The following is a 12,568-nucleotide window of genomic DNA, read 5'->3' on the forward strand; positions in this document are numbered from 1 at the left end:
GACACAAAAAAAGCTCCCCTATTAAAGGGAAGCTTTATAAATCGACTCATATTTCTCGGCAGCTGCCGTATGTGAGTACTCATCTTCAATTTTTTTCCGGGCAGCCGCCGCGTACCGGGCGCCTTTTTCCGGATGATCCAGCAATTCAATCATGGCATCGGATAGTTCTTCAACGTTTTTCTCTTCAACGAGAAGTCCATCGACACCGTGGTTCACGATTTCTTTTAATCCGCCGACCGCGCAGGCGATCAACGGTGAGCCGGAGCCCATCGCTTCAAGAGCCGAAATCGAAGTGGCTTCTTCTACACCGGCCGAGAATACGCTCGGTACAAGCACCACGTCAGCCAATGCGTAATATTCTTTAATGACACTGTGATCGACGGCACCGAGCAAGTGCACGTTTTTCTCAATGCCGCGCTCTGCGATCAGGCGCTTCATTTCGTCCATCGCTTCACCGGTCCCGGCAAAAATAAGCTGAGCGTTCGGGTATTTCTCCAGTACCGGCGGGAACGAAAGAATCGGATAAATAACACCGTTTTTCTTTGTTAAACGGCGCGGTACGAAGAAAACAGGCGCTGTTGCATCCACGCCGTGTTTCTGGCGGTAAGCCGCTTTGTTCTCGGAATCCGGCTTAAAGTCATCGACGTTAATGAAGTTGCGGATCGCCGTTCCATCAATGCCGGCTTCTTTTTTTACGTAATTTTTAATACGGGTATCTACCGTAATGACTGCGCGTGTTTTCCGGTAGCCTTCGCGCTCAACTTCCATCAGCTTGTCCGCGTGCTTCGAGCCCTCTGCGACCGAGCCTTTGGAAATCCCTTCATACGTTAAGTAGCCGTGAACGGTTGTAACAGTCGGCAAGCCTGCATGAATAGAAGCGCGTGTCGCGAATACATCCTGCGCATTGACAATATCATACTTCGGGCAGTCCGGGCGCTTCAGCATTTCTTCTAAAAAAGCCTGGCGGCGCTCTAACGTCCACACGTAGCCGGCGCCAAGAGACACTTTATTTAAAAGAAATGACGGGCCGCGTGCGATAAAGTCACGCTTCCATTTCGGCACATCGCTGAAAGACAGTGTATCAACCTCATGGCCGCGTGCTTCAAGGCCGATTTTCAATGTCGCCATATGCGTCGACAATCCGCCAAGGTGCGGGTAATCATACGAAGTAGCAAGTAAAATTTTCACGTTTATGATCTCCTTTTAGATCCGAACTTTTCTTTTAACAAGTCTAAATTCCGTAACGCTTCGCGGCGAAGCTCGACTACGTTTGGCGCGATAAGCGCCTGTGCCTCTTCTTTATGGTCAAGCAGGTACAGCGCGTTTTCGAGCATTTTTTCCTGGTCGATTTCGCCAAGGCGGAATGAGTAATCCCACATGCCGGAGCGCTTCAGGAAGCTTTCCACTTTTTTATCGTAGCTGAGGCCAAGATGCGGCACGTTTGACAGCGCAGCGAAAATAAGCGCGTGCAAACGCAGGCCGAACGTTAAATCCGAACGGCGGATAAAGTTTAAAAATTCCTCCGGTGAAAAATGGGAACCAAGCATCATCGTTTTGTCCGCATGCTTCATTTTAGACATTACATCTTCAGAAGCCGGCACATCGTATTTTCCTTCCATCGGCACGAATACTGGTGTAACGCCGCGGCGTTCAATCAGCTCATCAAGCACATAAGCCATTTTTTCAATATAGTCTGGATGGTCAAACCAAGGACGCACCGTTACGGCTACAATTTTCTCATCGCCTTTTAATGGAAGAGTGTTGTACGCAATATCTTCTTCCTCCGACTGAAACGCAAATACGATATCAGCCGTCACAACAGATTCCGGGCGGTTAACGCCTAATGAATGAAGATAATCTTTTGAATACCGGTCGCGCACCGTTACAAAGTCCGCCATGTTTGCGAATACCTTCATTAAAATTTTGCCCCATGTTGAAGTAACCGGTCCAATACCCTGGGAGAAAAACATGACTTTTGCCCCGCAGAGTTTAGCCAAAAAGACAATAAGCAAATAATAAGGAAGCGGGCCGAATAAAAACTTCGTCGGATACGAATCCTGAAGCAGACCGCCGCCGCCGGAAATGAGCAGATCGGCTTTACGGAGCGCTTTGACTTTTTCTTTGTTGTCATGACGCCAGCCGCGGTAAAAAGACTTTACGTTATGCTCTTTCGCTGTTTTGTCAGGTGACAGAGAAAACACCGTAATATCGGGATTGTCGAGCTCTGTACGAAGATTATCGACAATCGACTTTAAAATCGCTTCATCGCCTGTGTTGCCAAGGCCGTAGAAGCCGGAAATCACAATTTTCAAAGGTTCTTCCTCCTCGAGAATATATCTTGTAAAATTCTATCACTTGTAACGTGTAGAGTAAAATGTTTCTTGAAGCGGCGCGGGCTGAATCGAAAATCGACCGAAAAGTCCTAATTCCCTGCCAGAAAAAGAAGGGATGCCCTTTATTCGACAAAAAACCGGTTCATTCAACGGGATGCACCCTTTCCGAAAATCTGCTATACTAAGAAAATTGAAAGCAAACGGAATAGAGGCTGGTAAGAGAATGAAGGAAACATATCTTGGCGTGGATGTCTCGCCTTTAACATATGACCAAATTATCGCATCCCTCCGCGAGCGTATGGAGAAGCAGCAGCAGTCGACGATTATCGCGGTCAATCCGGAAAAAGTGATTGCCGCAAATCAAAATGATCAGGTAAAGCAGCTGATCAATTCGTCCACGTTTCAAATCGCGGACGGCGTCGGCATTCTCCTTGCGTCTAAATTAAAGGGAGGACGCATCTCATCGCGTGTAACCGGTGTGGACATGATGGCCCGCCTGCTTCGCTTTGCCGCAGAAGAAGGACATCCGGTTTATTTTTATGGAGCGAAGGAAGAAGTCGTCACAAAAGCGATCGAAAATATAAAGAAAACAAACCCGGGAATTGTCGTTGCGGGATACACGAACGGCTACGAAAAAGATGAAGAAGCCCTAGTGCGCCGCATTCGCGAAAGCGGTGCGCGCCTGCTATTTGTGGCTCTTGGCAGCCCGAAGCAGGAGCTGTGGATTCAGCGCAATATGCCGAACCTGCCGAATGTTCTTGTGTTTCAAGGCGTCGGCGGAAGCTTTGACGTGTTCTCGGGAATGGTCAAGCGCGCACCTGCCGCATTCCGCAGAGTCGGGCTTGAATGGCTGTACCGTCTTGGATCTGATCCGAAACGAATCAAACGCCAAATGAATTTACCGCGCTTTTTAGTGCGCGTGTTAATAACTAAAGGGAGATAAGTCATGAAAAAATCAATCTGTGTTGTCGGCCTAGGCTATATTGGGCTTCCGACAGCGGTTATGTTTGCGAACCACGGCCATACGGTTTATGGCGTAGATGTAAATGAAAAAGCAGTCAATATGATTAACGAAAAGCAATTGCATATTGAAGAAAACGGCTTGCAGGAGCGCCTGGAAAAAGCGATCGATGCAGGTTTGTTCTCGGCTTCTACAAAGCCGCGCAAAGCAGACGTCTTTATCATTGCCGTACCATCTCCGATTATGCCGGACAAAACGGCGAACCTGGAATATGTACGTGAAGCGACCGCTTCTGTTGTGCCATACCTTGAAAAAGGCAACCTGGTGATTTTAGAATCAACGGTTCCGCCTCGTACAGTGCAGGATGTGATGATACCGGAGCTTGTGAAGTCAGGCTTTGAGATCGGCACAGAATTGTTTGTTTCTCACTCACCGGAACGCGTTATCCCTGGCCGCGTGTTTGAAGAGCTTGTGTCAAACGACCGGATCATCGGCGGCTACACGCCGGAATCAGCCCGCCAGACAAAAGAGCTGTACAAATCGTTTGTAAAAGGGCAGATGCACGAAACCGATGCCACAACGGCAGAACTTGTAAAAGTCATGGAAAACACATACCGTGACATTAACATTGCCTTTGCGAACGAGCTGGCAAAACTGGCAGAGACGCTCGGCGTTAACATTTGGGAAGCGATTAAGCTGGCCAACTACCATCCGCGCGTAAACGTGCATGAGCCGGGACCGGGTGTCGGCGGCCACTGCATCGCGGTTGATCCGTGGTTCTTAGTCGAGCTTGCGCCGGAAACTGCTCAAATGATTCACCTTGCGCGTAAGACAAATGACGGCATGCCAGGCTACACAGCTCAAATGACAGCGAGTATTTTGGACGCAAAAGGCATTAAAGATCCGAAAGTGGCAGTATTTGGCCTTGCCTTCAAAGGCAACATTGATGATATGCGCGAAAGCCCGTCAATGGATGTGATTGAAGCACTGCGCGAACGCGGCATCGAGCTGAGCGCATATGACCCGCATATTAAAGAAAACAACATTCCGGAGCAGGTGCAGTCGCAGGAAGAAGCACTGCAGGATGCATCGGCGATCCTGATCCTGACCAACCATAATAAATTTAAAGAGATTTACCCGACAACACTTTCGAATATGAAAAACAAAATCGTCATCGACACGAAAAACTGCATTGACCGCGCGACGTGGGAATCGGCTGGCTTTGACGTGTACGTGCTCGGCGATTCGAAAAACTAAAGGGAGAGTTCGTCATGAAAAAAGTACGCAAAGCCATTATTCCGGCAGCGGGACTCGGCACCCGCTTCCTGCCGGCAACTAAAGCGATGCCGAAAGAAATGCTGCCGATTGTCGACAAGCCGACCATTCAATATATCGTTGATGAAGCAATCGCATCCGGCATTGAAGATATTATTATCGTAACCGGCAAAGACAAGCGTGCCATCGAGGATCATTTCGACTCCGCGCCGCTTCTCGAGCACACGCTGGAAGAAAAGCAAAAGTTCGAGCTGCTGCAGGAAGTAAAGGACTCTGGCAAAGTCGATATTCACTACATCCGCCAAAAAGCGCCGCTTGGCCTTGGCCATGCCGTCTGGACGGCACGCAAGTTTATCGGTGACGAGCCGTTTGCCGTGCTGTTAGGGGACGATATCGTCCAGGCGGACAAACCGTGCCTCGGGCAGATGATCGAGCAGTACGAAGAAACCGGATCATCTGTGATCGGCGTGATGGAAGTGCCGCCGTCTGAGACGCACCGCTACGGCATTATCGACCCGTCTGAACAGGCCGGCCGCCGCTACAAAGTAAACAAGTTTGTGGAAAAGCCGAAGCAGGGCACAGCACCGTCTAATATGGCAATTATCGGCCGCTACGTGTTTACGCCGGAAATTTTCAATTACTTGAGCGAGCTTGAAATCGGTGCAGGCGGAGAAATCCAGCTGACGGACGCAATCGAAAAGCTGAATACGATCCAGTCTGTATACGGCTATGAAATTGATGGTAACCGCTATGATGTCGGTGAAAAGCAGGGCTTTGTGGAAACGACGATTGAATTCGCCCTCCAGCGTCCGGACCTTCGGGAAGGACTGCTTGATTATATGGAACAAAAACTGCGGGAGTACCGGAAATGAAGCGTATTTTGCTGGCCGCGAACATGTACCCGAATGCCCAGTTTCCAAGCTACGGCGTGTTCGTGCAAAACACCGAGCGCATCCTGAAAAACGGCGGCTTTGAAGTTGACCGGGTTGTGCTTGAAAAAAAGACATCAAAAGCGGCAAAAGCTATTGGCTACGCATCGTATTATGCGAACCTCGTACGTCAGGGTATGTCCGGCCGCTATGATGCTATCTACGTGCACTATGCGTCGCACAATGCGCTGCCGCTACTGCTTTTAAAGCGGTTAAAGCCGTCGATCCGCATTGTGACGAACGTGCACGGAAGCGACGTGGTGCCGGAAGTGCCGTCCCAGGAAAAATACCAGCCGTACGTGAAGCAGCTGCTTGAGCAGTCTGCGCTGATCATTACGCCGTCCCACTATTATGAGTCACTTGTAAAAGAAAAGTACGGCGTGCAGACACCGGTGGCTGTTTTCCCGTCCGGCGGCGTGAACAAAGACGTGTTTCATCCGAAGGAGCGGGCACAGGCATTGGCTGAGCTTGAACTAGATCCGTCTTACCGCTACATCGGCTATGTCGGCCGTTTGGACGTCGGCAAAGGCTGGGATCACTACTTGCATGCCATTAAGCGGTATGTAGATGAAAAGCCGGATCACGGAACGAAATTTATCGCAGTCGGCTCCGGTAAGGACGAAGCGGCTTTTAAAGAGCTTGTGGCCGAGCTTGGCATTGGGGATGTGGTCATCCACTACCCATTAATGAAGCAATCCGGCCTTGCCAATGTGTACAATGCCGTGGAAGCCTTTGTGTTTCCGACCACGCGTAAAGGTGAAAGCCTCGGCCTTGTCGGCCTGGAGGCGATGGCGTGCCGCACGCCGATTATCGCCAGCGCGATCGGCGGCATTTTAGATTACGTAAAGCCGGGTGAAAACAGCTGGCTGTTCGAGCCCGGCAACCCGGAAGAGCTGAAAGAAGCCCTTCTCGCGTTTGACGACCTGCAGCAGGCGGAGCGCGACCGGGTCGCTGAAGCTGCGTATCAGACGGCGCTCGAATACGAAGAATTGGCTGTTCAGCCAAAGCTGATTTCTATTTTTAATCAATTATAAAAACCTTTATCCGGAAGGCCGGATAAAGGTTTTTTTGTGCGGACAAAATGGAACAATAATATAGAGACAATATTTATGAAGTGTTTAGCGAAAACCTAAAAAAACAGAAAAAAGGAAGCTTTTTCTTGTTAGCGTATTAACTAAACAAATGGTGATGTTTACTGGATTTGTAGAGATAAAAACCAGAATTCCAGCAAAATAACGGATAAAACTTCTCAATAAACAGGTAATAATGGATTATTTTGTATAATGGAGGTTAATTATTCCATAACAGAAGGTAATATACTGTTAGGCAATTGTCATCTTTACGTAATGCTCAGGTTATTTCTTTGTAAATATCCCTGCCTTTGGATATGAAGTGTTTATTAGCCGTCTGTTGGGCGGTTTAACGGCGGGCAGCACCATTACTATTACGCCAAAGACACATCGGGTGATCAAGGTATCTACGGGTAAGCTGGAAACGATTTTAGTAACAGAAGACTTGCTTATTGGCGTTGGCACCTGCTGGATGGTCTGCTGAGCGGCAGTTTGCCCGGGTTGATGGGTAATTAATGGATAGCCTGCTTGACGTGGTTACAGGGAGGGGAAGTCCCCTATATGTAAATATTAACTCGTGGGCTTATTTATGGAAAAAAACTGCGTTTGCAAGGCATGAGCCGAGCGGAACAGCTTTTTTCCTATGTTTCAAAATATAACTAAACAATAATAAAAACGAGCCGATAATAACGAAGAAACCATATGCAAAAGCCCAAGAGAAATGTAATATCGCTGTAATCTCTCAGCCCATATCCTGCCTAGCTTTGCAGGAGATATGCAACAAAAATGACAAATCCTCTCGGGGAAAAAACTTTAATTTTACCTAGCATATGGTATATAATGAATAAGCTATGAAACAATTTGGGTTTATTCGACAATATATTTTCATTGTTTTTACAAAAGTTTATCAAATATTACTTTTTGAATAAATTATGGAAATAATGAAAAACGGCTTGAAAAAACTTTCTTGTTTGATAGAATGTTACTTGAGTTACAAACCTGTTAAATTCTCCTTGCGATACATAACGTTTCATTCTGTGAGAAAAACAGGAAAAAACTCCAAGCGATATTATACGGAACAATCAGCTTCAAGCTGTTTGATTTCATAAAAAAACCACAACCACACAAAACGGGAGGAACTTATTACATGGCTTACCAACCAAAGTCTCATCGCAAATTTGTTGCGACAGCTGCAACAGCTACTCTTGTTGCCACTGCAGTAACACCTGCATTAGCAGCTCCAACACAAGGTGCTTCTGAAAACTTTACAGATGTACCTGAACGTTATAAAGAAGCAGTTGACTACCTTGTGGGTCAAAAAATTACAATCGGTGAAACGCCTACAAAATACGGCACACAAAACAACATCAAGCGTGTTGACGTTGCTGTAATGGTAGCACGTGCAACATTGGATCCAGAAGTGATTGAAAATGCACCACTTTCTTCTTTCACAGATGTACCTGACCGTGCGCGTCTTTATGTTGATGCATTGAAACATGCAGGCGTCATCAACGGTAAAACGACTACAAACTTCGGTGCTGCTGACAGCATCACTCGTGGTGAAGCGGCAATCATGCTTGCAAATGCATACGGTCTTAAAACAAAAGGCGAGACTCAATCAAAATTCACCGATGTGTCTTCCCGTTATGCTGAAGCAGTTGAAAAGCTTGTTGACAACAACATTACAAACGGTAAAACAACTACATCTTTCGGTACAGCAGACCCGATCACTCGTGGTGAGCTTGCACTCTTTCTTTATAAATTAGAAAAACTTGAAGGTCCAGGAGAAGGACAAGTTCCTGGTTACACTCTTCAATTGTCTTCTAAAGATGCGTCTCTTGATGCAAATGGCGCGGATAACACAGTTATCACAGCTAAAATCATTGATAACGAAACAGGTCAAGTTGACGTTGATGCAGATGACATCGTTCTTCAATTCGACGCTTCACACGGTTCACTTGCAAACACACGTGTAACTGTAAAAGACGGTGTTGCAACTGTTCTTTTAACTTCAGAATTCAGTCAAAAAGAATTGACTTCTGTTGTTACAGCAAAACTAATTGAAACTGCTCCAGATTCAGAGTGGGCTGACCAAATCGGTAAGCTGATCGCTGCTCAGACAGTGAAATTTGTTCCTGTATCGGGTTCAGTAACAAGCCAAGTAGAAATCACTGGTGCAGAGTCTAACCAAGCGGACCGTGTAACAGTTTACTTTAATGAAAACGTAACACCTGCATCATTCCTTGATACAACAAGCCCGCTTTATAACAAAGTGGAAGTGACTCAAAACAATGAAGATAAAGCAATCGTTGGTTACCTTCCAGTAGAAGGAAACTCAAAAGCAATTCAAGTATTGCTTGCGAAATCAGACTACTTGACAGATAACAAAGAAGTAGATGTAACTCAGTTAACTTCAAAAGGTCAAACAATTGAAAAGTCATTCATCTTGACAGATGCGCGTCAGCCTGAAGCAACATCTGTACAACAAGTGGCTTACAACCAACTTGAAGTAACATTCTCTGAATCAATTGCAAACGTTGATCCTTCACAGGTTAAAATCGATGGTGGACTAGTTGGAATCAAATCTGTTTCAACAGGTGATTATAATGCTGTAACAGGTGCAGATAAGCGCAACGTATTAACTGTTACAACTAACAGCTTCATCAAACCAGGCGATCACTCTATCCAGCTTTCTGGGATCAAAGATTTCGCTGGCTTGACTGATCCGGCTAACATTTCAACAAACCAGATTTTCGACTTTACTGTAGCAGCAAACAATGTTATTCCTGCAGCAAACATTACAGTTGAATCTCCAGAGCAAATGCGTTTACAATTCAATACAATGGTTGAAAACTTCGATAAACCACTAGAAGAAGTTGATTTCCAAGTATATGACCCTCGTGAAGGCGTAGAAGATTGGGTTTCACTTAAAACACTTCTACCAGCGGGTGTATCGGTTTCCGATGTAATCACTGTTACAGAAGTTGTTCCAGGTGTTGAATACTTGTATGAATTAAAACAAGACTGGACGAAAATCTTTGCAGCAGCAGCGCTTGCAGACAACAGTGCTCTAAACGACAACTATTATAATCACAAATTCCGTGCTGTAATTGAGAAAGATGTAGTCAATAATCCGGCAAATGATAAGAAAAACGTGAAACAAGAAATTGACTTGTCATACTCTGGTTCACCATTAACAACGCCTGATACAGTAAGCCCTACGCTAACTGGTCAGCCATCTGTAATTGCGTCTGGAGACTACAAAGGTCAATGGTTGGTGCCGTTCAGTGAGCCTGTAAAAGGTGCAAACATTACTGGAGAGCCAACAACTCCTTCTGTTCTTCAAGAACAAAACAATGCAACTAAAGATATTCCAAATATCGTTGTTGAGTTTATTGGAACAGACAAAGACGGCAAAAAAGTTACTGTTCCTGGAACTGTTACAGCATATGGAGATAAGAAAGAGTCTTCTCTTGTTGTAAATGCGTCTCAAACGTTGCAAACTCTTGTAGACACTAGCGATTATGCTACTTCATGGCAGCTAGTTGTTCGTAACGTAACAGATGATGTGGGTAACGCGGCTTCAACATTGACACAAAACTTTACAGTTGAAAAATCTCCAGCGGCAGTAGTTGACTTTAAAGTTGATACAAAAGCTAACGGAACTCCGGCTGTAGATTTCTATACAAATGGTACAGAGAAAGACCAAGTTATCGTCGAATTCACTTCTGGTGTTCAATATACTGGAAATACTGCGAATGCATTGAACCTTTCTAACTACACGTTGAATGGTCAAGCACTTCCAAAAGGTTCAGTAGCAACTCTTGAAGATGCTGACGCTAATACTACAAATGGTTATGAAAAAGTTCGCATTACGCTTGCTGGCGATAACCTAGTAAATGGTTCTAACGTTCTTAATATCTCTAAAGATCTTAAATCTGCAACGGGTCTTACGATTACTGGCCAAACTGAATTTGCAGCTAACGTGCAAGTAGATGCACCTGCTGAAAACCAGCCGCCGGTACAAAACCCGGAACCAGTTACTGCAAGTGATTTGGGTGTTCAATATCAAGACGTGGTGCCAAACACAGTTTTCAATGTAACGATTCCTTTTTCTAACGCACAACAGAAATTGAAAGCTACAACTTCTTCAACAATTGTTTTAGCTGTACCAAACAAAGATAACATTGAATTGACGTATCAAGCTGAAAACAACGAGTTTGCAGCAATCGCAGTTCAAGGCTACACAAAAGCTGAAATTAATAATGCAGTTGCTTCATTGAAATCTGCAAACTAAATTTAAACTAAAACTAGTAAGCCGCTTGTAAAGCGGCTTACTAGTAGTATTTTAGGAGGGTATATCATGAATAGAGTATCCCGAAAGCTTGCAGCATCTAGTGCCTTTGCATTGACTGTTGCTTCAATTACGGTTGCTATTCCTAGTAATAGCTATGCGGCTATAAGCATAGAAAAAGTAGCTGTTTCTTCTAATGGAACTGTTTACAATATGTCACTTGTGGATTATGCTACGCAGCTTTATTATGGGAAGTCTTCTATTGTAAAGTCCGGTGCTTTGGTTTCTATCAGCTCAGGGGGAAAGTTTGTTTCTCTAGTGGATTATGCTACTAATCTGTATAAATATAAAAATGATTCTGATCCGTCTACGAAAGCCTTTCAGAATAGCACAGCCCTTAGTTCAAGCGTAGTGAGTCAATATCAGGAAGTTACTGGTTTCAATAGTGACTATACACCTATTCTATCTAACCCTGGTGATGAATCTGTACCTTTAGAAGTCATTTCTATCGAATAGTTTTTTTAGCCGTTTCAGCCAATCTGAAACGGTTTTTATTTTATTTTTTCTATAAAATATTGGTAAAATAAGTTATAGTAATAGGAGACTTAGATTAGAAAGGGAGACGAGATTTGAAAAAAATATTATCTGTTTTGTTGTCTGCAGGACTGGCTCTTTCTCTAGGACCTGTCTCTAGTGCATCAGCAGCTGAGTACAAATTGGATTATGTGGCATTAGGGGACTCAATTGCAGTAGGCCAAATGCACGATGGCACATTTGGTAATGGATATACGGACATGATCGGGACAAAACTTGCTTCAGAAGGTGTACTTGATACCTTTAATAAAAATTATGCTGCTTCCGGTCAAACGACAGGTCAATTATTGGATAAACTGAAGCTGGCGAGTGTTCAAGAATCGATTAAAGAGGCCGAACTGGTGACGATTTCTATAGGCGCTAATGATTTTATTCAAGTAGCAAAGCAGCCAGGCACTCTTTCTAGCAATGAAGCTATAAACTTAATTACAAAAGTAAAAACGAATGTGGATCAAGCTGTTTCTCAAATTCAGGCATTAAATCCAAAAGCGAAAATTTATTTATTTGGTTATTATTTTCCACTTCCTCATTATGCGGAAGGAGTAACAAAAGACAATTTAAGATTAGCTTTTAATCTGTTTAATAACAGTTTGAAGTCTGTTGCAACAACACGTCAAATCAACTTTGTGGAAGTTGCGCCAATTTTCCAGCTAAATGAACGTGCTTACTTGCTAAACGCAAACGATATTCACCCAACTGAAGCGGGATACCAAGTTTTCTATAATCAGTTTTTTAAGCAGTATAGCATTCCGTACGCCACGATTTTTCCAAGCCCAAGCAGCTCGTGGGGGAAAACAATAAAAAAAGCAGCTGTTGCTCCAACAAAAGCCTGGACCATTCAATTAAGCAAACAAGTGGATCCGGATACGGTTAAAGGCTCTATTTATATCGTAAAAGATGGGGAAACGCGTATAGCCGTTACGCCGACGGTTTCTTCCGATAAAAGATCGATCACGATTAAAGCACCTGCTGGTGGATATACAAAAGGTTCGTACCATTTATTAGTGACGGAAGACCTTAAAGATCTTTTCGGAAATTCGTTAAATACAACGGTTTCTATGACATTTGCCATTCAGTAATGAAAGAGGGAGCGCTCATCAGCTCTCTTTTTT

10 protein-coding genes are annotated in these 12,568 nt (G+C 44.6%); 8 read left to right on the plus strand and 2 right to left on the minus strand.

Going from position 1 to position 12,568, the window contains the following annotated elements; translation table 11 throughout:
• Nucleotides 1-21 precede the first annotated feature (21 nt).
• Both L2D08_RS05770 and csaB read right to left on the minus strand, forming a co-directional pair.
• Nucleotides 22-1,188, minus strand: a complete 1,167-nt coding sequence (locus L2D08_RS05770; protein WP_242232790.1) for a glycosyltransferase family 4 protein — start codon at nt 1,186-1,188, stop codon at nt 22-24.
• Between the two features lie 2 nt (nt 1,189-1,190).
• Nucleotides 1,191-2,312, minus strand: a complete 1,122-nt coding sequence (gene csaB, locus L2D08_RS05775; protein ID WP_242232791.1) for a polysaccharide pyruvyl transferase CsaB — start codon at nt 2,310-2,312, stop codon at nt 1,191-1,193.
• A gap of 244 nt (nt 2,313-2,556) precedes the next feature.
• On the opposite strand from csaB, the gene L2D08_RS05780 reads away from it, so the two are divergent.
• From L2D08_RS05780 to L2D08_RS05815, 8 genes are all read left to right on the plus strand, one after another.
• A complete protein-coding gene (locus tag L2D08_RS05780; RefSeq protein WP_242232792.1) occupies nt 2,557-3,276 on the plus strand; it encodes a WecB/TagA/CpsF family glycosyltransferase in 720 nt (239 codons plus the stop codon).
• Between the two features lie 3 nt (nt 3,277-3,279).
• Entirely contained in the window at nt 3,280-4,551 is a 1,272-nt protein-coding gene (locus L2D08_RS05785) for a nucleotide sugar dehydrogenase (RefSeq protein WP_242232793.1), read from the plus strand.
• Nucleotides 4,552-4,565: 14 nt separating this feature from the next.
• Complete coding sequence (galU, locus tag L2D08_RS05790; RefSeq protein WP_242232794.1) at nt 4,566-5,441, plus strand: UTP--glucose-1-phosphate uridylyltransferase GalU; 876 nt, start codon at nt 4,566-4,568, stop codon at nt 5,439-5,441.
• Nucleotides 5,438-6,532, plus strand: a complete 1,095-nt coding sequence (locus tag L2D08_RS05795; RefSeq protein ID WP_242232795.1) for a glycosyltransferase — start codon at nt 5,438-5,440, stop codon at nt 6,530-6,532. Before galU ends, L2D08_RS05795 begins: the two co-directional genes overlap by 4 nt.
• 358 nt (nt 6,533-6,890) lie before the next feature.
• Nucleotides 6,891-7,052, plus strand: coding sequence for a hypothetical protein (locus L2D08_RS05800; RefSeq protein WP_242232796.1), 162 nt, complete (start codon nt 6,891-6,893; stop codon nt 7,050-7,052).
• A gap of 663 nt (nt 7,053-7,715) precedes the next feature.
• Nucleotides 7,716-10,865: an S-layer homology domain-containing protein gene (locus L2D08_RS05805; RefSeq protein ID WP_242232797.1), complete on the plus strand. Its 3,150-nt coding sequence runs from the start codon at nt 7,716-7,718 to the stop codon at nt 10,863-10,865.
• Between the two features lie 66 nt (nt 10,866-10,931).
• Nucleotides 10,932-11,378 (plus strand): hypothetical protein, encoded by a 447-nt coding sequence (locus tag L2D08_RS05810; RefSeq protein ID WP_242232798.1) that lies wholly within the window; start codon nt 10,932-10,934, stop codon nt 11,376-11,378.
• A gap of 113 nt (nt 11,379-11,491) precedes the next feature.
• Nucleotides 11,492-12,535 (plus strand): GDSL-type esterase/lipase family protein, encoded by a 1,044-nt coding sequence (locus L2D08_RS05815; protein ID WP_242232799.1) that lies wholly within the window; start codon nt 11,492-11,494, stop codon nt 12,533-12,535.
• Nucleotides 12,536-12,568 lie beyond the last annotated feature (33 nt).

Source organism: Domibacillus sp. PGB-M46 (genome assembly GCF_022668875.1).
Taxonomy (GTDB): Bacteria; Bacillota; Bacilli; order Bacillales; family Domibacillaceae; genus Domibacillus.

Bases quoted from the DNA above. Each gene is read 5' to 3' on its own strand.
- L2D08_RS05795 (WP_242232795.1), top strand. From the start codon at position 5,438: ATGAAGCGTATTTTGCTGGCCGCGAACATGTACCCGAATGCCCAGTTT.
- L2D08_RS05805 (WP_242232797.1), top strand. From the start codon at position 7,716: ATGGCTTACCAACCAAAGTCTCATCGCAAATTTGTTGCGACAGCTGCA.
- L2D08_RS05810 (WP_242232798.1), top strand. From the start codon at position 10,932: ATGAATAGAGTATCCCGAAAGCTTGCAGCATCTAGTGCCTTTGCATTG.
- L2D08_RS05785 (WP_242232793.1), top strand. From the start codon at position 3,280: ATGAAAAAATCAATCTGTGTTGTCGGCCTAGGCTATATTGGGCTTCCG.
- galU (WP_242232794.1), top strand. From the start codon at position 4,566: ATGAAAAAAGTACGCAAAGCCATTATTCCGGCAGCGGGACTCGGCACC.
- L2D08_RS05780 (WP_242232792.1), top strand. From the start codon at position 2,557: ATGAAGGAAACATATCTTGGCGTGGATGTCTCGCCTTTAACATATGAC.